At 70.6% G+C, this 19,875-nt stretch carries 18 protein-coding genes; 10 read left to right on the top strand and 8 right to left on the bottom strand.

Features of this window, described 5'->3' with window-relative positions; translation table 11 throughout:
* The first annotated feature begins 46 nt into the window (after window positions 1–46).
* The 3 genes from NR792_RS07130 (at window position 47) to NR792_RS07120 (ending at window position 3,954) form a co-directional block, all read left to right on the top strand.
* The gene (locus tag NR792_RS07130; RefSeq protein WP_375759312.1) at window positions 47–1,393 is read left to right on the top strand and encodes a 2Fe-2S iron-sulfur cluster-binding protein; all 1,347 of its coding nucleotides are present in this window, start codon (window positions 47–49) and stop codon (window positions 1,391–1,393) included.
* The gene (locus tag NR792_RS07125) at window positions 1,390–2,880 is read left to right on the top strand and encodes an FAD-dependent oxidoreductase (protein ID WP_375759311.1); all 1,491 of its coding nucleotides are present in this window, start codon (window positions 1,390–1,392) and stop codon (window positions 2,878–2,880) included. Before NR792_RS07130 ends, NR792_RS07125 begins: the two co-directional genes overlap by 4 nt.
* A 279-nt stretch (window positions 2,881–3,159) precedes the next feature.
* A complete protein-coding gene (locus NR792_RS07120) occupies window positions 3,160–3,954 on the top strand; it encodes a trypsin-like serine peptidase (RefSeq protein WP_375759310.1) in 795 nt (264 codons plus the stop codon).
* A 7-nt stretch (window positions 3,955–3,961) separates the two neighbouring features.
* Here the strand turns inward: NR792_RS07120 and NR792_RS07115 are convergent, their stop codons facing one another.
* Entirely contained in the window at window positions 3,962–4,834 is an 873-nt protein-coding gene (locus NR792_RS07115) for an SDR family NAD(P)-dependent oxidoreductase (protein WP_375759309.1), read from the bottom strand.
* A 146-nt stretch (window positions 4,835–4,980) separates the two neighbouring features.
* Between NR792_RS07115 and NR792_RS07110 the strand changes: the two genes are divergently transcribed.
* Window positions 4,981–5,442, top strand: coding sequence for a universal stress protein (locus NR792_RS07110; RefSeq protein WP_375759308.1), 462 nt, complete (start codon window positions 4,981–4,983; stop codon window positions 5,440–5,442).
* A 28-nt stretch (window positions 5,443–5,470) separates the two neighbouring features.
* Here the strand turns inward: NR792_RS07110 and NR792_RS07105 are convergent, their stop codons facing one another.
* The 4 genes from NR792_RS07105 to NR792_RS07090 form a co-directional block, all read right to left on the bottom strand.
* On the bottom strand, window positions 5,471–6,151 hold the full coding sequence (locus NR792_RS07105; protein ID WP_375759307.1) for a Fe2+-dependent dioxygenase: 681 nt from the start codon (window positions 6,149–6,151) through the stop codon (window positions 5,471–5,473).
* Between the two features lie 39 nt (window positions 6,152–6,190).
* Window positions 6,191–8,476, bottom strand: coding sequence for a TonB-dependent siderophore receptor (locus NR792_RS07100; RefSeq protein WP_375759306.1), 2,286 nt, complete (start codon window positions 8,474–8,476; stop codon window positions 6,191–6,193).
* Between the two features lie 301 nt (window positions 8,477–8,777).
* Entirely contained in the window at window positions 8,778–10,079 is a 1,302-nt protein-coding gene (locus NR792_RS07095; protein ID WP_375759305.1) for a PepSY-associated TM helix domain-containing protein, read from the bottom strand.
* Between the two features lie 27 nt (window positions 10,080–10,106).
* Window positions 10,107–10,910: a TonB family protein gene (locus tag NR792_RS07090; protein WP_375759304.1), complete on the bottom strand. Its 804-nt coding sequence runs from the start codon at window positions 10,908–10,910 to the stop codon at window positions 10,107–10,109.
* A 294-nt stretch (window positions 10,911–11,204) separates the two neighbouring features.
* Here NR792_RS07090 and NR792_RS07085 point away from each other — a divergent pair, with 294 nt between their 5' ends.
* The 4 genes from NR792_RS07085 to NR792_RS07070 all read left to right on the top strand — a co-directional run bounded on the left by NR792_RS07085 (window position 11,205) and on the right by NR792_RS07070 (window position 14,772).
* Window positions 11,205–11,684 carry a hypothetical protein gene (locus tag NR792_RS07085; RefSeq protein ID WP_375759303.1) on the top strand — a complete coding sequence of 160 codons (480 nt, stop codon included), beginning with the start codon at window positions 11,205–11,207 and terminating at the stop codon, window positions 11,682–11,684.
* A gap of 149 nt (window positions 11,685–11,833) precedes the next feature.
* Entirely contained in the window at window positions 11,834–11,986 is a 153-nt protein-coding gene (locus tag NR792_RS07080; protein WP_375759302.1) for a hypothetical protein, read from the top strand.
* 89 nt (window positions 11,987–12,075) lie between these two features.
* Window positions 12,076–14,133, top strand: coding sequence for a cation:proton antiporter (locus NR792_RS07075; protein WP_375759301.1), 2,058 nt, complete (start codon window positions 12,076–12,078; stop codon window positions 14,131–14,133).
* A gap of 48 nt (window positions 14,134–14,181) precedes the next feature.
* A complete protein-coding gene (locus NR792_RS07070) occupies window positions 14,182–14,772 on the top strand; it encodes a hypothetical protein (protein WP_375759300.1) in 591 nt (196 codons plus the stop codon).
* A gap of 27 nt (window positions 14,773–14,799) precedes the next feature.
* Here NR792_RS07070 and NR792_RS07065 read toward each other — a convergent pair whose 3' ends face one another.
* Window positions 14,800–15,447, bottom strand: a complete 648-nt coding sequence (locus NR792_RS07065; RefSeq protein WP_375759299.1) for a cysteine hydrolase family protein — start codon at window positions 15,445–15,447, stop codon at window positions 14,800–14,802.
* Window positions 15,448–15,686: 239 nt separating this feature from the next.
* On the opposite strand from NR792_RS07065, the gene NR792_RS07060 reads away from it, so the two are divergent.
* On the top strand, window positions 15,687–16,133 hold the full coding sequence (locus NR792_RS07060) for a phosphate-starvation-inducible PsiE family protein (protein ID WP_375759298.1): 447 nt from the start codon (window positions 15,687–15,689) through the stop codon (window positions 16,131–16,133).
* A gap of 75 nt (window positions 16,134–16,208) precedes the next feature.
* Here the strand turns inward: NR792_RS07060 and NR792_RS07055 are convergent, their stop codons facing one another.
* Complete coding sequence (locus NR792_RS07055) at window positions 16,209–17,183, bottom strand: WD40 repeat domain-containing protein (protein WP_375759297.1); 975 nt, start codon at window positions 17,181–17,183, stop codon at window positions 16,209–16,211.
* A gap of 192 nt (window positions 17,184–17,375) precedes the next feature.
* On the opposite strand from NR792_RS07055, the gene NR792_RS07050 reads away from it, so the two are divergent.
* Window positions 17,376–18,029: an SRPBCC family protein gene (locus tag NR792_RS07050; RefSeq protein ID WP_375759296.1), complete on the top strand. Its 654-nt coding sequence runs from the start codon at window positions 17,376–17,378 to the stop codon at window positions 18,027–18,029.
* Between the two features lie 67 nt (window positions 18,030–18,096).
* Here NR792_RS07050 and NR792_RS07045 read toward each other — a convergent pair whose 3' ends face one another.
* Entirely contained in the window at window positions 18,097–19,773 is a 1,677-nt protein-coding gene (locus tag NR792_RS07045; protein ID WP_375759295.1) for a M1 family aminopeptidase, read from the bottom strand.
* Between the last annotated feature and the right edge of the window lie 102 nt (window positions 19,774–19,875).

The raw sequence follows: 19,875 nt of genomic DNA, 5'->3' as shown, positions 1-19,875 counted from the left end.
CAGGCTTTGACCGCCCCCGTCCGGTGCGCCATTTTGCGCGGCACCCATGCGACGCCTCCCAGACGCAACCCCGCGCGGCAGGGCCATCACCGTGGACCTCGAGGGCGAGAGCATCCCCGCCATCGAAGGCGAGCCGGTGGCGTGCTCCCTCATCGCCGCGGGCGAGAACGTCCTCTCCCGCTCCGTGAAGTACCACCGCCCGCGCGGGCCGTACTGCTTCGCCGCGGCCTGCTCGCACTGCCTCATGCGCGTGGACGGGCTGCCCAACGTCTACACCTGCCGCACCCCCGCGAAGGAGGGCATGCGGCTGGAGCGGCAGAACGCGTACCCCTCCGCGAAGGTGGACATCTTCGAGACCATCGACTGGTTCTTCCCCAAGCGCCTGGACCACCACGAGATGTTCGCGGGCGTGCCGGTGGCGGAGGACGTGATGGCGCGCGTGGCCCGGCAGCTGGCCGGCCTGGGCCTGTTGCCCAGGGAGGCGGGCCCGGAGCCCCTGCCCCCGCGCACCTTCCACACCTCCGTCGCGGTGGTGGGCGGCGGCGCGGCGGGCCTGGAGGCGGCGCGGGTGCTGTCCGGCCAGGGCGTGCCCTTCATGCTCCTCGAGCGCGACGCGAACCTGGGCGGACGGCTGGCCCATGGCGCCCCGGAGGACGGCGCGCCCTTCGTGCCGGAGGCCACCGCGTTCCCGCAGGGCAGCGTGGTGCGCAAGGCCACCGTCATCGGGCTGTATGACGACGAGCACGGCCGCTACCTGGCGGTCGCGTCCCAGGAGGCCGCGAACCTGCGGCTGCTCAAGGTCTACGCGAAGCGCTTCCTGCTCACGGTGGGCGGCCATCCCCCCACCCTCCCCTTCGAGAACAACGACCTGCCGGGCGTCATCGCGGGCCGCGCGGCGAGCCTGCTCCTGCGCAAGCACGACGTCGCCCCCCAGGTCGCGGCGCTGGTGGGCCACGGCCCGGAGCTGCACGCGCTGGCGCACCTGTTCACCCAGCGCGGCGTGGAGGTGGCGGCGGTGGTGGACCTGAAGGGTCCGCTGCCCGCGAACGCGCACCCGAAGGCCGTCGTCGGTGACGGGCTCAAGGGCCACGGCCTGCGCGGCGTGACGGCCCTGAGCTTCACGCCCCAGGGCGGCCGCAAGCAGAAGGTGTCGTGCGACGCCGTCGTCGTGTCGGTGCCGGTGGCGCCGGGCTTCGAGCTGGCGCGCCAGGGCGGCGCGAAGGTGGAGTTCGACCCGGACGCGGGCCATTTCCGCGTGGAGGCGGACGCGGACGGCCGCACGCAGGCGGCGGACGTGTTCGTCGCGGGCGACGTGGCGAAGGTCGGCACGGCGAAGGACGCCGCGGCCATGGGCGCACGGGCGGCGCAGGCGCTGCTGGGAGGGCTGTCATGAGCAAGGCGCTCGTCTGCACCTGCGAGGACGTCACGGTCACGGACGTGGAGCACGCCATCGAGCGCGGCTACCACGACGTGGAGTCGGTGAAGCGCTACACGGGCTTCGGCACCGGCATCTGCCAGGGCAAGAGCTGCCACGCGGCGGTGGCGGCGCTGCTCAAGCAGAAGGCCCCGGCGCTCAAGCCGGAGGGCGTGGTGCCCTTCACGCCGCGCCCGCCGCTGTACCCCACGGAGCTGCGCGTGCTCGCCAGCGCGCCGGTGGACGAATCCGTCCCGCCCGTGGGCGGCGTGCCCCAGGAGCTGGAGCACTTCCCGTCCGCGCTGCGCCCGGAGGGGCCGGTGCCGCGGAAGGCGAAGGTGGTCATCATCGGCGGCGGCATCATGGGCCTGTCGCTGGCGTACAACCTGGCGCTGCGCGGGGAGACGGACGTCGTCGTGCTGGAGCGCGGCTACCTGTGCGCGGGCGCGTCCGGCCGCAACGGCGGCGGCGTGCGCATGCAGTGGGGCACCCCGGCGTTGATCCAGCTGGCCAAGCGCTCCATTGATTTGATGAAGGGCTTCGCGCGCGACCTGGGCGTCAACGTGTGGCTGCGCCAGGGCGGCTACCTCTTCCTGGCCAAGCGCAAGGACACGGCCTACCGGCTGGATCGCAACGCCGCCCTGCACAACAAGTACGGCGTGCCCACGCGCATCATCACCGCGGACGAGGCGCGCCAGGTCGTCCCGGGCCTCACGATGAAGGACTGCGTGACGGCGGCCTACAACCCGGAGGACGGCGTCATCTTCCCCTGGGCCTTCCTGTGGGGCTACGCGCAGGGCAGCGTGAAGCGCGGCGTGAAGGTGGAGACGTACACGAACGTCACCGGCTTCGAGACGAGCAACGGCCAGGTGCGCAAGGTGAAGACGGACCGGGGCGACATCGCCTGCGACACCGTCGTCATCGCCTCCGGCGCGTGGAGCCCCCAGGTGGCGAAGCTCCTGGACGTGAAGCTCCCCAACGAGCCGCACCGGCATGAAATCCTGAGCACCGAGCCGCTCAAGCCCTTCCTGTCGCCGCTGGTGTCGGTGCTCGACACGGGCCTGTACTTCAGCCAGTCCATGCGCGGAGAGATTGTCGGCGGCATGGGCGACCCGAAGGAGCCCTCCGGCCCCAACATGGGCAGCACCCTGCGCTTCGTGTCGCGCTTCGCCCGCGCCCTCACGGAGCAGCTGCCGCACGTGGGCCAGGTGAAGGTGCTGCGCCAGTGGGGCGGCCTCTACGACGTCACCCCGGACAACAACCCCATCCTCGGGCGCACCCCCGGCCTGGACAACCTGCTCCAGATGTCCGGCTTCGTGGGCCACGGCTTCATGATGGCCCCCGCCGTCGCGGAGCGGATGGCCCAGTGGATGACCTCCGGCGCCTCCGACGAGCTCTTCACCCGCTTCAACCTCCGCCGCTTCGAGGAAGGCACCCTCGAGCGCGAGGACATGATCATCGGCTGAAGAATTCCGCCCGCCTGAGCCCCTGTCTCCGCCTGGGACAGGGGCGGTCCCTGCATGTCCGTAAAAACGGCACTCCCGGAAAACCTCGCAAGCGCCCGGGATGGCTGGGGATTCGCCGGGGAACGTGACGTTTCTTTACAGACGCAACCGGGTTGCACGGAGCATCCACGCACCACCCGTGCGGGTGCCTGGCCCCGGGTCCCCTCTGGGAGGCGCCGTGGCATGCCGTGTGCGTAGGCCCTCCGCGCCGCGCAATGCCGCGCGGGGGGAGAGACTCAGATGGCCGCGAAGAAGCTCGTGGGTGCGATGCTGGTGATGGGCCTGACGGCGTGTGGTTCCGTGGATCCCATGGACGTGCCGGACGCGGAGCCCAATGAGGCGCTGGCGTCGCAGGAGTCCAACGTCATCGTGGGCACGCTGAACTGGGTGAGCTCCACGTCCCTCTCGGGCACCCAGCTCACGAAGTCGCGGGCGGTGGGCTACCTCTCCATCCCGGCGGTGGGCAGCCGCTGCACGGCGTGGCTGGTGTCCAACGACGTCATCATCACCAACAACCACTGTGTCGGCAGCAGCTCGGAGGCGGTGGGCGCGCGCGTGTCGTTCAACTACGAGGACGGCGTCGCGTCCGCGTCGCGCGTCTGGTACCCGTGCGCCACGTTCATCAAGACGTGGAGCAGTGATGACATGACGGCGCTGCGCTGCTCGGCCGTCAACGGCCAGCTGCCCGGCCAGGTGTACGGCTTCCTCACCGTCTCCAGCACCAACGCGGCGACGAGCTCCGCCGTGTACGTCGTGAACCAGAACTGCGACTACTACACGACGCCGTCCTGCACGCCGACGAAGAAGTCCTCGCCGGGCAAGGTGCTCAACGGCAACTACAGCACCACGGACATCTCCTACGACGCGGACACGCTGGGCGGCTCGTCCGGCTCGCCCGTCCTCTCCACGTCCACGAACCAGGTGGTGGCGCTGCACCACATCGGCATCGGCGGCAACTCGCAGGGCCGCGGCACGGCCAACACCGGCGTGAAGGCGACGCGCGTGAAGGCGCGCCTCGCCGAAATCGGCCTGTAGCCGGCCGTCACGTCGCGGACGAGGGCTCCCCTCCGGCCAGCAGCACCGGCTGGGGGGGCGCATCCGTTCCGGGCCCGGACGGCCTCAAGAGCAGCGTCCGCTTGAGCCCGCCCAGCGCCAGCCGCCCCAGGCCCCGCTTGAAGGAGCGCGGCAGGAAGCGCAACAGCCGCATCACCCACCGGTGTCCCAGGCCCGGGTACACCAGCGCCTCGCCCCGCTCGAAGCCCTCCAGGGCCTCGCGGGCGCACTGGCGCAGGGACAGCTCGAAGAGGGGCGTCACCTCCCCTTCCAGGCGCGGCCCCAGCGCCAGCGGGCCCGCGGCCACGAAGGTGACGGGGATGCCCGCGTCCTTGAGCTCCAGGCGCAGGGACTCGCTGAAGCCGTCCAGGAAGCGCTGCGTGGCGGCGAACGTCACCGCGCCCGGCAGGAACAGGCGCGCCGCGCCCGAGCCCACGGTGAGGATGCCGCCCCGCCCGCGCTCCAGCATGGGGCCCAGCAGGCGGTGGGTGATCATCGCGGGGGCCAGCACGTTCGCCTGCACCAGCTCCTCGATGCGCTTCCAGCGCTCCTCCGCGTACACCCCGCTGGAGGCGTAGTCCGCGTTGTTGATGAGCACGTCCACGCGGACGTAGTGGCGCTCCAGGTGGTCGAACAGCGCGTCCACGGCGCGCGGATCATCCAGGCGGCAGGCGCGGATCATCACCCCCAGGGTCGGGTTGCGGGCGAGCAGCTCCTCCCGCAGGGCCCCCAGGTCGTCCACGTCGCGCGCGACGAGCACCAGGGTCCTGACCCGGGGAGAGAGCAGCCGGGCAAGTTCGCGGCCGATGCCGCCTGCGGCGCCAATGATGAGCACGGTACCGTTGTCGATGGGAGGGCGCATATGGGGGTAGAGCCTCGGACAGGAAGGTGTCCATGCGCGGGTCGCCCGGCGTGCCCGCCCCGCTGCTCGGCGTCCCGCGAACGCCCGCTTGCCCCCACGGCGAGTGGGCGTTACCTATTCACCGTTCCCTCAGGAGGAGGACTCCCATGGCTGGCCCTTCACGCATCCTCGTGCCGGTGGACCTGAAGGAAGGGTCCCGCTCCGTCGTGGACTACGCGCTGCAACTCGCCCGCCCCTTCGGCGCGACGGTGGACGTCATCCACGCGTGGGAGCCGCCGCAGTACGTGGCGCCGGATCTGCTGGTGGCCTCGCCCGGCTGGGACGCCACGTCCCTGGAGGGCATGGCGCGCGACACCGCGGGCAAGGATCTGGAGACGCTGCTGCGCTCGGTGGACGGCACCGCGCCGGTGGCGCTGTCCCACCGCGTGGTGATTGGCGAGGCGGGCAACGTGGTGCTGGAGGAGGCCGAGCGCGGGAAGTACGACCTCATCGTGATGGGCACGCACCAGCGCAAGGGGCTCACGCGCATGCTGCTGGGCAGCGTGGCGCAGAAGGTGGTGGGCCGCGCGGCGTGCCCGGTGCTCACCCTGCACGTCAGCGCGGACTAGCGGCGGCGCCCCGGGCCCTGGAGCGGGCTCAGGGCTCCGCCCACTGGCGCAGGAGGTTGTGGTACACGCCCGTGAGCATCACCAGCGCGGGGCTTTTCGGCACCTCGCGCGTGAGCTGCATGATGGACGTGTCCATGTCGAAGAGCAGCGAGCGCTGCCCCGCGTCGCGGATCATGCTCTGCACCCAGAAGAACGACGCCAGCCGCACGCCGCGCGTCACCGGCGTGACGTGGTGCAGGCTGGTGGACGGGTAGACGATGAGGTCCCCCGCGGGCAGCTTCGCCGAGTGGTTGCCGTAGGTGTCCTCCACCACCAGCTCGCCGCCGTCGTAGCTGTCCGGGTCGCTCAAGAAGAGCGTGGCGGACACGTCCGTGCGGATGCGCTGGTTCGTGCCCAAAAGCGGCCGGATGGCGTTGTCCACGTGCGAGCCGAAGTCCATGCCCGGCTCGTAGCGGTTGAACAGCGGCGGGAAGACGCGCTGGGGCAGCACGGCGGAGATGAACAGCGGGCTCTTCTCCAGGCCGGCCAGCACCAGGTCCCCCAGCTCCCGCGCGGCGGGGCTGCCTTCGGGCAGCTGGAGGTTCTTCTTCACCTGCGCGGACTGCTTGCCGGCGGTGGTCCGGCCGTCCTCCCACGCCGCCTTCTGGAAGACGGCGCGGCAGTGGGCCACCTGCTCGGGCGTGAGGACCTGCGGGATGTGCACCATCATGATGAACGTCCTCCTACGCCCGGCAGGTGAAGCGCGCGACTAGAAGCGCACGTGCGCGGACAGCAGGGCGGAGATGCCGTCCGCCGGCACGGCCTGACCGCCGTAGTACGAGTCGTAGTAGAGCTTGTCGGTCAGGTTGTAGACGTTGAGCTGCAGGTCCACCTTCTTGAGGACGGTGTAGGACGCGAACGCGTCGAAGCGCCAGTAGTTGGGGACCTTGGACAGCAGCGTCGTCGCGTTGGCCGGGTTGTTCACCGTCGCCACGTCCTGGTAGGTGGCGCCGCCGCCCACGGACAGGCTGTCCAGGATGGCGTACGTGGTCCACAGCGACAGGCTGCGCTTGGGCGTGTTCACCAGCCGCTGGCCCTCCAGGAAGTCGTTGGTGTGCTCCTGGATGCTCGCGTCCAGGAACGTGTAGTTGGCGAACACGTTCCAGCCGCGCACCGGCGAACCCGCGACGCCGAGGGCGTAGCCCTGCACCCGCTGCTTGCCCTCCAGCACGACGGGCGGGCCGTCCGGGATGGAGTTCGGCACGCGCGCGTTCAGCTTGTGGGTGCGGAAGACGGCGGCGTTGACGCTCAGGCGCTCCGTGATGAGGTCGGACTTGGCGCCGATCTCGAAGGTCTCGTTCTTCTCGGGGTCCAGCGTGACGGTGTCGTTGGACAGCGTGGCCAGCTCGGCGCTGGGGTTCGTGGACGTGCCGTACATGCCGTAGACGCTGGTGTTCTCCACCGGGTGGAGGACCAGGCCCACGCGCCAGTTGAACAGGCTGTTCTCCTGCTCGAAGGCGGCGATGTCACCGTTCGCGGCCTTGGTCTCGTAGTCGCTGTGCAGGTTGTCCAGGCGCAGGGTGCCCAGCACCTCCACGTACTTGGTGATCTGGATCTGATCCGACGCGTACGCGCCCAGGTTCCACTGGCGGCTGTAGTTGGTGGCGGCCGGGACGCGGGCCACGCCGGACAGGTCCGGGCTGTTGTCCGGGTCGAACAGGTCCGCCGGCATGTTGCCGCCGTTCAGGGTGAGGTTGGTGCGGCCCTGCTCGCGCTGCTCACGGGAGATGTCCAGGCCGATGTTGGCGCTGTGCTTGAGGAAGCCCGTGGTGAACACCCCGCGCACGTCCAGCTGGTCCGCGAAGTAGGTGTTGTCGGCGGTCGTCTCGAAGCGCTGGCGGCCGATGGTGGTGGGCGCCGCGACCGGCGTCAGGCCGCGCGGCGCGGTGGGCCGGGCGAAGCGGTCCACGCCGCCGTAGCGCAGCGTGTTCGTCAGCCGGAACGTGCCGCCCAGGTCCGCCAGCAGGCGCGCCGAGCCGATGTGCACGTTCACGAGCTCCGTGTCGCTGTCCTTCACGCCGTAGAAGTTCTCGCGGGGCACGTCCAGGGTGACGCCCACGGGGTAGCCGTTGAAGTACGGCTGGCCGTAGTCCGGCACGCTGTCCTCGTGCTGGTAGAAGTAGTCCACTTCCAGCGCGACCTTCTCCGCCAGCTGGAAGCGCGCGGACGGCGCGATGCCCACCCGGTTCTCCTTCACGACGTCACGGCCCGCGACGCCCGCCAGCTGCCCCACGGCGCTCACGCGGAACTGCACGCTGTCGGAGAGCTCGTGGTTGACGTCCGCCTCCAGGCGGCCGGTGGGCGACGTGCCGCCGGACAGGCGCAGGTCGGTGAAGGAGCCCTTGCGCGCCTTCTTCGTCACCAGGTTGATGGCGCCGCCCGTGGAGCCGCGGCCGAACAGCACCGACGACGGGCCGAAGTAGACCTCCACGCCCTCCAGGTTGAACGTGTCGCGCGTGAACCAGCCCAGGTCGCGCACGCCGTCGCGCAGCGTGTCCGTCTGGGCGGAGAAGCCGCGCAGCGAGAAGGAGTCACCCTGGCGGCCACCCTCGCCCGCCGTCACCGTGATGCCGGACACGTTGCGCAGGGCATCGCGCAGCGTCGTCGCCTGCTGCTCCTCCATCACGCGCTCCGGCACCACCGTGATGGTCTGCGGCGTGTCCACCAGCGGCCGGGGCAGCCGGGTCAGGCTGGGCTCGGTGACGTTGTACTTGGCCGTCTCACCCTCGACGGACACCTCCGGCAGCACGTAGGCGTCATCCTGGCCGGCCTGCGCCGCGCTCGTCGCCGGGGCGGTGGTGGGCGCGGACTCCGGCGTGCGCTCGGGGGACGGAGCCTCCTGGCCCACGGGGGCGGTCTCCGCCGGCCGGGACTCCTGCACCGGGGCCGAGGTGTCGCCCGTCACCGGCGTCTCCTGCGCCACCGCGCCGCCCGCCGCCAGCGCGGAGGCGAGCCCCACGGCCGCGGGCCCCCAGGGCCAGAGCGCGCCGCGCACGCCTCCAGGGTTGCCATTCGAAGAGCGGATACCAGAACGACCGGGCTTGGCTGTGGACACGAGTCCCCTCGGGAAGGAGCTTGCTGCCTAATTGAGAATGATTCGCATATGCAGGACTAGGCTTCGCGTTACAAGAAATTTCTTCCCGGACGCGGATGTAACCTTTGGGGTCGGCGGGTGTTGCGGCACTGCTTCGCATCAGCCGGGCGAATGCCACACGCCGGTGGGTGAAAAAGAGAAGGCCCGGATCCGCTCTCGCGGTCCGGGCCCTGGGGATGTCTGGAGTTGGGTGAGACGTGTTTCAGGCGGCGTGCGTCTCGGACTCGGCGGGCGGAGGCACGGCGGAGGCGGGCGCCGCGGGCTGGGTCCGGCGGCGCGGGACGAACCGCCGCCAGGAGAGCGCGTAGCCCGTGTAGACGAGGAACACGGCGCCGAAGGACGCGAGCGCGGCGATGAGCTGCCCGAACCACCCGAACGCCTCGCCGGTGTGCAGGTAGCGCAGCCAGGTGCGCACCTTCCGGCCGCTGTTGAAGTCCGCGTAGGTCTCCGTCTTCAGGGTCTGGGTCGAGAACGGATCCACCGACACCGTGTTGGCGGCGAAGAGCGGCCAGCGCTCCTGCTCGCGGACGGTGAACGCGCTGGCCTGTGGGCCCTTCGCGCCGCCCGGGCCGCCGCGCCCTTCAGCGCGCGGGCCACCTTCGCCACGAGGGGCTCCGCCCTCAGCGCGCGGGCCACCCTGGCCACCGGCGCCGGGAGGCGTGGCCAGCCGCAGGGTGATGGTCTCCCAGGCGTTGGCCTGCTTCATCACCGCCGCGAACTGCGCGTCCAGCGGCTGGGGCTTCGTCCCCGGCGCGGGCGTGGGCACGGGCACGGGCGCCGCGGCCATGGGGCCCTGCGCGGCCGGCGGCTCGTTGCCGGTGAGGGTGAAGATCAGGTTCGACGCCCAGCGGTAGGAGATCACCGCGCCGGACGCCGTCAGCACCACCAGCACCGGCAGCGACCAGAAGCCGATGACGTTGTGCCAGTTGAAGTCGCGCGCCTTGCCCTTGAGGCCCCGGCGGAACCACAGCGTGGGCCGCATGGAGCGCAGCGTCCACTTGCGCGGCCACCACAGGAACAGGCCGGTGATGCCCAGGAACAGGAACGCCAGGTTGCTCACGCCCGTGACGGCCTTGCCCACGGCGCGGTTGTCGCCAGAGGCCGCCAGCCACCGGTGCAGGTCCTCCATGGTGTGGAAGAACGCGCGCCAGCCCTGCGCGCCCTGCTCGCGCACCTCGCCGGTGTAGGGATGGACGTAGACCGCGGCGCCGCGGCCCAGGGCCACCGTCACCATGCGGTCCGCCTCCGGGGACACCGTCACGCCAGAGGGCTGCGCGGCCGGCTTCGCCTCCTTCGCCTTCGCGATCATCTCCTCCAGCGTGAGCCGGGGCGTTCCCTCCGCGGGAGGCGCCGCGTGGCGCGCGTCACGGTCCGCCCAGTCGATGATCTGTGACTCGAACGCGATCGCCACGCCAGTGAACGACATCACCGCGACGACGAGCCCCACGACGAGGCCGGACACCAGGTGGATCCAGAAGAGAACCGAGCGGAGCTTGGGATTCATGAAGGCGTCTGCGTGACTGCGAAGGAACTACCTGAGGGCGAACTTCACGGGGATCACGACCTTCACGCGCACCGGCGCGCCGTCGTGTCCCAGGGCCGGCGAGAACCGCCAGTTCGCCACGGACTCGAGCGCGGCCTCGTCCAGCCCGGGCACCGAGCGCTGGATGCGGGGCGAGCCGGGCTCCACCGAGCCGTCCGTGCCAATGACCACCATCACCATCACCACGCCGGTGATGCCGTCCTCACGCGCGCGGCGCGGATACTCCGGCTTGCCGGACAGCAGCACCGGCAGCTTCATCACCTCGCGCGGCGAATAGATGGGCGGCGCCTTGCCCTGCCCACCCACCTTGCCGCCCACCAGCCCGCCCACCACGCCCCCGACGACGCCACCCACCGCGCCCTCCGGCACGCCCGGCCCCGCGGGCGCCTGCGACGCGGCCGTGGCCACCTCCGTGACGGCCGGCGTCTCCGCGACCTGCTCCACCGGCTCCGGCGTCTCCTTCACCGGCTCCGGCACCTTCGCGGGCACCACCAGCTCCTGCCGCTTCGGACGGGGCTTGTGCGCCACCGGCTTCACGGGCTCCACGGAGGCCTGCTTCAGCGCGCCACCGCCCAGCGGCGGCGGGGGCGGCGCGTACGCCATCAGCACCAGCTCCGGCTCCGGCTTCGCCACCGGAGGGGCCGGCCGGGTCGCCATCGTCAGCCCCACCGCCAGCGCCACCACGTGCGCCGCGGTCGCGGCCAGCAGGGCCCCGCTCCAGCGGCCCCACCCACCCTCCACCGACGCGGTCGCGGACTGGAAGAGCCCCACCGGGACCCGCACCACATCCACACGGGCGGTCACAGCCTGAGGCAGCGTCGGGGCAGCACCCAATCCGTCGTCGAAGTTGAGAATGGTTCTCATTTTCTGTTGCCGAAAGGGGATATCCCCTGGAGGGTGGCAACGTCAATGTCGCGGGCCGCTGAAATCATCCCGGTGCGTCGCCGCGTGACCATTCCAACGCCAAGGGCGCGATTTTCCGAGGTGCGTGATCCCCCGGCTGCGTATAAAGGCCTTCCGCTGACACGGTTTTGTGTCGTCCATCGACTGTCGCATCCGGTGCGACACACTTAAGCGCTCCCACCCATGACGCCGGCCCTTCCCCACACCGGGCGTGAAGCCCTCCGCGAGACCCGGTTCGCCGTGGCGGCGGTCGTGTGCGCGGCGGTGGTGGCCGCGTTCCTGGGGCTGGCGGGGCCCCGGTCCGGGCTCCTCCAGGGGACCCGCGCGGACGTGGCGGCGGCCCGGACGTTCCAGGCGTCGCGCCCGTCCTCCAGCCCGAAGCCTGGGTGGGAGAAGGCGGGGCTGCCGCACGGCTCCGACGTGGGCGCGCCGCAGCCGGGCCCGCGCGATCACGTGGAGCGGGGAAACATCAACCTCCGTCCTCCGACGCCCCTGACTCCTCGGGGGGACACCCTTCGCGCGCTGCTCGCGCGCTACGACGCCCGGGTGCTGGCGCACGCCCAGGGGCTGCTTGCCCGCGCGCTGCCTCCCCGGCTCACGCCGCTGGCGGACCGTCCCTGGACGGTGAACTGCCCGGCCCAGGGTCCGCCCGTCCGGGGCTGAGCGGTCTTCCTTCCCTCTTCTTCTTTCGAGGGCGCCGCGTCCGGGCGGCTCCGGTGTGACCTCCGGTGGCCAGGCGGGCAGGCCCTCCCTCCAACGCAACCCTTTTCCACACGCGGTCTGCCCTTCGCGGCCGCGCGAGAGCTTCTTCCATGTCTTCGTCCCCTTCCCCTGAACCCACCTCCACCTCGCCCCAGCAGGGCGGCGCCACCCACGACCAATGGCAGGGTGCGCGCCTCTTGTGGAGCGGCCTGGTGTGCCTGCTCATCATCGGCGGAGCCATCGCCCTCGAGCGATGCGCCTGAGCCCGCCCTAACTTCCTGTGGATCCGGCCCCGCGCACCGCGGGCGGGGCCGGGCATCGCGAGTCCCATCACCTCCAGAGGCGCCTTCCCATGCACGACGCCCACGCGTTCCTCCAAGCCCTCGCCACCGTCCTCTGTGTCGCGGCGGTCACCACGGTCCTCTTCCAGCGCCTGCGCCAGCCGGTGGTGCTGGGCTACATCCTCGCGGGCTTCATCATCGGCCCCCACGTCCCCGTCCCCCTGGTGGCGGACCCGGGCATCGTGCAGACGCTGTCGGAGCTGGGCGTCATCCTGCTGATGTTCTCCCTGGGGCTGGAGTTCAGCCTGCGCCGGCTCTTCCAGGTGGGGCCCACGGCGGGGCTCACCGCCGTCATCCAGTGCAGCGTGATGGTGTGGCTGGGCTTCGTCGTCGGCCGGGCCTTCGGCTGGACGATGCTGGAGAGCCTGTTCACCGGCTGCTGCATCGCCATCTCCAGCACCACCATCATCGCGAAGGCGTTCGACGAGCAGAACATCCGGGGCGCGCTGCGGAGCATCGTGGTGGGCATCCTCATCGTGGAGGACCTCATCGGCATCCTGCTGATGGCCATGCTCACCGCGGTGTCCACCGGCTCCGGCCTGTCCGCGTGGGACCTGGTGCTGACCGTGGGCAAGCTGGCGGCGTTCCTCGTGGGGCTGGTCGCCATTGGCCTGCTCGTGGTGCCGCGGCTCATGCGCGCCATCACGAAGCTCCAGCGGCCGGAGACGACGCTCGTCACCAGCGTGGGCATCTGCTTCGCCATCGCGCTCCTGGCGCAGGCGTTCGGCTACTCGGTCGCGCTGGGCGCGTTCCTCGCGGGCTCGCTGGTGGCGGAGTCCGGCGAGGGCAAGGAGATCGAGCACCTGGTGCAGCCGGTGCGCGACCTGTTCGGCGCGGTGTTCTTCGTGTCGGTGGGCATGCTCATCGACCCGGCGCTCATCCGCGAGCACTGGGCCGCCATCGCGGTGCTCACCGGCGTGGTCATCCTGGGGAAGATCCTCAGCGTGTCGCTGGGCGCGTTCTTCACCGGCAACGGCACGCGCACGTCCGTGCAGGCGGGGCTGAGCCTGTCCCAGATTGGCGAGTTCTCCTTCATCATCGCGGGGCTGGGCCTGTCCCTGAAGGCCACCGGCCTGTTCCTCTACCCGGTGGCGGTGGCCGTGTCGGCCATCACCACGCTGACGACGCCGTGGCTCATCCGCGCGTCCGGCCCCATCGCCAACTGGGTGGACCGCAAGCTGCCCGCGCCGCTGCAGACGTTCGCGTCCCTGTACGGCAGCTGGGTGGAGAACCTGCGCACGTCGCCGCGCCAGAAGACGGTGGGCGCGCGCGTGCGGCGCATGGGGCTGCTGATGCTATTGGACGCGGCGTTCATCACCCTCATCGTCATCGGCACGTCCGTGCTGCTGCCGCGGATCACGGCGTTCATCGACGAGCGCATGGGCTGGGGCACCACGCTGACGCCCTGGGTCGTCATTGGCCTGGCCGTGGCGCTGGCCCTGCCCTTCTGCGTGGGCATCGTGCGGATGGGGCGGCGGCTGGGCGTGGTGCTGGCGGAGGGCGCGCTGCCGGCGGCCGCCAACGGCAGGGTGGACCTGGCGGCGGCGCCTCGGCGGGTGCTGGTGGTGGCGCTCCAGCTGGCCAGTGTCTTCATGGTGGGCGTGCCGGTGCTGGCCATCACCCAGCCGTTCCTGCCAGGCGTGCCGGGCGCGGTGCTGCTGCTGGTGTCCCTGGGGGTGATGGGCTTCGCCTTCTGGAAGAGCGCCACGAACCTGCAGGGGCACATGCGCGCGGGCGCGCAGGTCATCGTCGAGGCGCTCGCGGCCCAGTCCCACGCCAAGGGCGAGGAGGACGAGCCGGCACCGGACGTGCTGCACGGCGTGCGTCAGATGCTGCCCGGCATTGGCGAGCCGGAGTCGGTGGCGCTCGGCGAGTCCAGCGCGGCGGTGGGCCGCACGCTGGCGGAGCTCAACCTGCGCGGCATGACGGGGGCCACGGTGCTGGCCATCCGCCGGGGCGACGCGGGCGTGCTCGTGCCCACCGCGCAGGAGGTGCTGCGCGCGGGCGACATCCTGGCGCTCGCGGGGACGCACGAGGCCATCGACGCGGCGAAGGGCGTGCTCGGCTGACGCGGAGCACGGGATGCAATGGGGGATGCGGCCGGCCGTAGGAAGGGCATGCCGCTCCCCTTCCGCGTCCCGGAGGTCTCCACCATGCGCCGCCCGCTCTTGCCCACCCTCCTCCTCGCCTGCTCGCTGGCCGTGCCCGCGCTGGCGGCGGAGCCCGCGAAGACGCCGTCCAAGGCGCCCGCGAAGACCATCTGCGTCAACGCCAAGGACGGGAGCAAGGCGGTCCAGGGCACGAACCTGGTCGTCGAGCCCGGGGAGAAGATCAAGGACGCGGTCGCGGTGGACGGCGACGTCATCGTGAAGAAGGGCGCGGTGGTGGACAACGACGTGGCCGCCGTCCGGGGCCGCGTCATCCTGGAGCCCGGCGCGCGGGTGAAGGGCGACGTGGTGTCCATCGGCGGCGAGGTGCGGGTGCCCGCGGGCGCGCACGTCGACGGCAGCGCGACGGCGCTGGGCGGCAAGCTCCGCCTGGACAAGAAGGAGGACGTCGGCGGCGAGACGGTCGACTTCTCCCTGGTCCTCAACGGCGACGACCTGGTGAAGGAGTTCATCGGCAAGGCGCTCGACGAGGATGCCGGCAAGTGCCACATCCTCGATGACGACGAGGATGACGAGGACGACGACGACAAGGACGTCTGAGCCGGTCCTGTCGTCAGGCGGCCCCCGTCACTTTCCTTCCGGCGGGGGCCGGCGCGTGGCCCGGCGGCGCGAGCGGGGCTCCAGGTGCACCTCGTCGCCCCGGCAGACGCGCACCTTCAAGAAGCGCTGGAGCTGATCCAGGGCCAGGTCGTGGTCCTTGTCGCTCTCCGCGCAGCAGCAGTCGCTGAGCACGGTGATCTTGTACTCGTGCATGTGCGCGTCGTGGGCGCTGAAGAAGACGCACAGGTTGGTGGCGATGCCCGCGAGCAGCAGCTTCTTCGTGCCCAGGTGCTCCAGGAGCGGCACCAGCGACGTGGCGAAGAAGGCCGAGTGCTTGGGCTTGAGGATGAAGTAGTCGTCCGGCTGGGGCTTGAGCGCGCGGGCGACCCGCTGGCCCCGGCTGTCCTTGCGGGTGCAGTGCTTGTAGACGTCCGTGAAGCTGCTGCGCCAGTGGTCGAAGTTGTCGTTGACGTAGATGACCGGGACGCCCGCCTTGCGCATCCGCTCGGCGAAGGGGCTCAGGCGCTCCACCATGCGCAGGGCCCAGGGCAGGACGTTCTCTCCGCCGGGGAACTCCAGGTCGTTGATGACGTCGATGATGAGCAGCGCGGTGTCATGCCGCCGCTCATGCGGCGTGCGAGCTTGCTTCCGGACCGCCTGGCGCGGCTTCGCCACGTCCACCTCCCGTTGGGTGAACGCTAATCATCCCCGGGCAGGAGGCGGAGCCCCCGCCTGGTGCGGTTCGTTGGCCGGCAACATCCGGAAGAATTGCCAACCCGCTTCCCAACGCCCAGTTTCGCTCCAGGGGGAAGCGCCCGGGCCCTCTCGCGGCAGCGACCACGAGGCCAGGCGCTCGTCAGGGGCCCGACAGGCATCTGCTCCGAAGTTTCCCAGGAGAAGAAGGAGGCCGGCCCATGAGCACTGAAAGCACTCCATCTCCAGGGGGGAGACTGGGTCTCGTCATCAAGAAGTTCGAGCGCTTCGTCATCGTCTCGATCATCGTCATGATGATGGTGGTCTTATTCCTCTCCACCCTGGAGCTGGGATGGATCATCCTCCAGGACATCATCACGCCGCCCATCCTCCTGCTGGAGGTGGATGAACTGCTGGAGATCTTCGGCTTCGTTCTCCTCATCCTCATCGGCGTGGAGTTGCTGGAGACCATCAAGGCGTACCTGCGAGACAACGTCGTTCACGTTGAAATCGTCCTGGAGGTCGCCCTGATCGCCATCGCCCGGAAGGTCATCGTGCTCGACCTGTCCAAGTACGATGGCGTCAGCGTGCTTGCCATCGCCGCGCTCGTTGTCGCGCTCGCGGGAGCACTCTTCCTCAGGACATCCCGCGCCCCATCCGGCCGCTGAGCGAGGGACGCTGCCTGCCGGGTTGCGCGCGGCGGGGCCGCCAGACGAGGCCCGCGAGCAGCCACCCGCCCAGGGCTAGGATTTGGGCTTCACGCCCCAGAGGCCCACCTTGCCGTCGTCCATGCCCCAGGCCACGAAACGGCCATCCGGAGAGAAGTTCGCGGTGCTCCCCTGTTGGTCGTCCAGGTCGGAATAGGCGAAGACGCGCTGTCCATCCCGGACGTTGATGACGGCGAACGCGCTCGTGTCCGGGCTGGCCGCCAGCAAGGTGCCCTCGGGATTGAACTCCAGATGCAGGGCGAACGATGCGGGCGCCCTCAGGGTTCGCGCGGTCTCCAGCGTGGGCAGCGTCAGGAACAGCAGCTCCCCGGAGGAGTTCGCGGCGACCAGGTGCTCGCCCGAGGGCGTGAAGGCCACGGCCCAGATGCGCCGCGCATCGAAGGCCCGGGTCGTGATGCGCCTGCCGGTCCGCGCGTCCCACAGGAGCAGGGCCGCGCGGGTGTCCAGGTCCTGCTGGTCCTCGGCAGCCCCCACTGCGGCGAACGCGCCATCCGGTGAGAGCGCGCAGTCGTGGAGCTGCCAGGGCTCTTCCTTCCTCCAGACGAGCCAGCGCCGCTCCAGGTCCCAGAGCAGCACGCGGCCCACGCTCGCCACGAGGAGCAGGCGCGTCCCGTCCGAGGACAGGAAGGCATGGGAGACGGTGCCGCCCGTCTCCACGGAGGACAACAGCCGGCCGTCGGAGATGGACCACGTCTGGAGCGTGCCGCGCACCGTCACGGACAGCAGCCGCTGGGAGCCGGGAAGGAACCACGCGGCCACGCAGCCGGAGATGAAGTGCGCAGCGAGCGGATCCGCGCCCTCCGAGTGCAGGTCCCACCATCGCAGCGACATCCCGCCCTGCTTCTGCACGGACAGCAGGTAGCGCGACGACGCGTCCCACCCCAGCCACTGCCAACGGGAGTACGGCGACAGCTCCGCTTCGCCCAGCGTCCGCAGCAGCGACAGGTGTCTCGCGGTGTCAGGGGTCAGCAGCAAGGGAGGCGTGAGCATGGCGCGGGTCCGGGAGACGTCGCCTTAGCTGCTCGAGCGCGGAGCTTGAAGCGGTTTCAGAGGTGGCGAGGCCGCGATGACCCGCACCGCACGCTGCGTCAAGGAGGGCCGCTCGCAGGGGGGCTTGAGCCGGAGCGAGCGGGCGACCTAAGACGCGTCCTCCCTGTCCGGGATCCCGTTCCGAGGACCTCCATGTTCAAGAAGATTGCCATTGGCTTCGCCGCCGCGCTCCTGCTGCTCGTCGGCGTCATCGCCACCCGCCCCGATACCTACACCGTCACGCGCACCACCACCGTGCCGGGCACGCCCGACATCGCGTTCGGGCTGGTCAATGACTTCCACCAATGGAACCAGTGGTCTCCCTGGGAAGCCCTCGACCCGAACATGAAGAAGACTTTTACCGGCGCGGAGGCGGGCGTTGGCGCCATCTATGGGTGGACGGGCAATGACGACGTGGGCGAAGGCCGCATGACCATCGAAGAGGTCGCCGCCAACGAGTCCGTCCGCATCAAGCTGGAGTTCATCAAGCCCTTCGCCGACACCAGCATCACCACCTTCAATTTCAAGCCCGCCACGGACGGCACGACCGTCACCTGGACCATGGCCGGTGACCACAACTTCATGAGCAAGGCGATGTGCCTCGTCATGGACATGGACCAGATGATCGGCAAGGACTTCGAGAAGGGCCTCGCCAGCCTGAAGACCGCCGCCCAGGCCGAGACCACGAAGCGCGCGGAGGCCGAAGCCGCTCGCAAGGTCGCCGAGGCCAAGGCTGCCGAGGCCAAGGCCGCCGAGGAAGCTGCCGCCGCCGCGCCTGCGCCCGCCGTCGCTGCACCCACGCCGTAGTCCCACGGCGTCCGCCTCGTGACTCCCGGCCCCTCGCGCCTCCCAGGCTCGAGGGGCCTTGTCGTTCTCACAACCTCCAGGCGTGAGGCGCGGGCTCCCGCACCAGCCCCGGACTCCTGCGATTGACCAGCCGGCTGCGTGGATCCACCACGATCTGCTGGACGGCCCACTCCGGTTCCTCCACCACAAGCCGCGCCGTCGCGGACTCCGGCTCCAGGCCGTATGAAACCGTGACCCGTCGACGCTCCTCCGGCGCCACGCCCTGGAGCTCCAGCTCCACCTCGCAGGGATACACCTTCCCGGTCTGCGTCCGCTGTGTCACGGTCAGCGTCAGCGCGTCCTCCTGAGTCCACTCGACCTGGAAGTAGGGCCAGTCCGGCTCCCCTTCCCCGTCCACCCAGGTGTCAAAGTAGCGCTGGAGCTCCTTCCCCGAAGCGGCTTCGAGCGCCCGGCGCAGGTCCTCGATGCTCCGGACTCCTGGCTCGGCCAGGAACGCCTGGAGCCCCGCGAGCACCTGAGGCCGCCCCAGCAGGGACTCCAGTTGTACCAGGAGGATCATCGGGCCCGTGCCGTAGATGTCATTCACGAAGGAGAGGAACGGCGGCGCGGGCGTGTCTCGTGGACGCAGGTAATAGGACGACGTCCGGGCCAGCCGGTCCCAGTACGTCAGCGTGGCGGCGGCCTCGTCGCTCCGGTGCTCGTCCTCGAAGACATACGTGAGGTACTCCGCCACCGCCTCCTTCCAGGGGTAGTCCTCCGCGCTCGCCAGCGTCGTCCGGTCACCGGCCCACTGGTGCACGATTTCGTGCATCAACGTGTGCATCGTCACGTTGGCGTAGGCCCCGCCAATCCACGGTAGGTCGTCGCGCAGAATGATGTTGGCCGGGTGCTCCATGCCCAGCCAGTCCGTGCGCCCGCTGGCCACGCGCAGCTCGGGCCCATAGGGCAACGGCCCGAAGCGCGCCGTCATCCACGCCAGGAACTCCGCCACCGCGCCCGCGTCAATCGCCGGTCCGAGCAGTCCTCCTGGAGGCTCATACAACTCCACCCGCCCCACGTCCGAGTCCACCAGCCGCGTGCGCATCCACGCCGGATGCGAGGCAATCATGAAGGCGGAGTACGTGGGGGCGCGCGTGCCCAGCAGCTCGCAGCGTGTATGCGTTTCATCCCGCCGCGACAGGCTCCCGGGACACAGCACCACCGCGCCGGGCGCATGCGTCACGTCGAAGGTGAAGTGCGCCAGCCGGCCGGGAGCGGTGTCACACGGACCGAAGCGGTCGCAGGACTCCAGCCACCCCAGCAGGTACGTGAAGGGACGCCCCTGCGCATCCAGCCGCCGGGAGAACCCCACCTGCGTGTACGGCGCCGTGGCCTCCGGAACACGCAACCGGCTGTCCAGCCACAGCGGCCCCTCCAGCGGCGCCGCGCCACAGGCCTCCAGCTGCCCGTCCGCCACGCGGAAGCCCGTGGGAGCCGACTTCCCCCACCGCACGTCCGTCACCTCCGCTGGCGCCGACAGGGAGACGCAGCCCCGTGCCCCCGCCTCCACGTCCAGCCACAACCGCGAGGCCGCCTGTCCCGTCGTAAGGTCGAACGCGAAGTCGTAGCGGTCCACCGTGTATGCCAGCGGCGCTCCACCGGCGTCCGGAGGTTCGAGCCGCTCCGGTGGCGCCAGCGGCGGCTCCCCGGACTCGCAGCCCGCCGCGCCCAAGACGAAACACAGCAAGCACAGGAGACGGAGCACGGCCCGGATACGGACCCAAGCGCCCGCTCGGGTCGTCCCGGAAAAGAAAGAGGGGCGGCCCGTGACTCCGGCCGCCCCTCCCCTCATCTCAAGACGTCACCC

The organism is Corallococcus exercitus (genome assembly GCF_042231735.1).
GTDB lineage: Bacteria > Myxococcota > Myxococcia > Myxococcales > Myxococcaceae > Corallococcus > Corallococcus exercitus_B.
The sequence above is the reverse complement of the archived record's forward strand: the minus strand, read 5'-3'. Positions and strand labels throughout refer to the sequence as shown.

Bases quoted from the DNA above. Each gene is read 5' to 3' on its own strand.
- NR792_RS07055 (WP_375759297.1), bottom strand. From the start codon at position 17,183: ATGCTCACGCCTCCCTTGCTGCTGACCCCTGACACCGCGAGACACCTG.
- NR792_RS07050 (WP_375759296.1), top strand. From the start codon at position 17,376: ATGTTCAAGAAGATTGCCATTGGCTTCGCCGCCGCGCTCCTGCTGCTC.
- NR792_RS07070 (WP_375759300.1), top strand. From the start codon at position 14,182: ATGCCGCTCCCCTTCCGCGTCCCGGAGGTCTCCACCATGCGCCGCCCG.
- NR792_RS07125 (WP_375759311.1), top strand. From the start codon at position 1,390: ATGAGCAAGGCGCTCGTCTGCACCTGCGAGGACGTCACGGTCACGGAC.
- NR792_RS07105 (WP_375759307.1), bottom strand. From the start codon at position 6,151: ATGATGGTGCACATCCCGCAGGTCCTCACGCCCGAGCAGGTGGCCCAC.
- NR792_RS07075 (WP_375759301.1), top strand. From the start codon at position 12,076: ATGCACGACGCCCACGCGTTCCTCCAAGCCCTCGCCACCGTCCTCTGT.
- NR792_RS07110 (WP_375759308.1), top strand. From the start codon at position 4,981: ATGGCTGGCCCTTCACGCATCCTCGTGCCGGTGGACCTGAAGGAAGGG.
- NR792_RS07115 (WP_375759309.1), bottom strand. From the start codon at position 4,834: ATGCGCCCTCCCATCGACAACGGTACCGTGCTCATCATTGGCGCCGCA.
- NR792_RS07060 (WP_375759298.1), top strand. From the start codon at position 15,687: ATGAGCACTGAAAGCACTCCATCTCCAGGGGGGAGACTGGGTCTCGTC.
- NR792_RS07130 (WP_375759312.1), top strand. From the start codon at position 47: ATGCGACGCCTCCCAGACGCAACCCCGCGCGGCAGGGCCATCACCGTG.
- NR792_RS07085 (WP_375759303.1), top strand. From the start codon at position 11,205: ATGACGCCGGCCCTTCCCCACACCGGGCGTGAAGCCCTCCGCGAGACC.
- NR792_RS07120 (WP_375759310.1), top strand. From the start codon at position 3,160: ATGGCCGCGAAGAAGCTCGTGGGTGCGATGCTGGTGATGGGCCTGACG.
- NR792_RS07080 (WP_375759302.1), top strand. From the start codon at position 11,834: ATGTCTTCGTCCCCTTCCCCTGAACCCACCTCCACCTCGCCCCAGCAG.
- NR792_RS07095 (WP_375759305.1), bottom strand. From the start codon at position 10,079: ATGAATCCCAAGCTCCGCTCGGTTCTCTTCTGGATCCACCTGGTGTCC.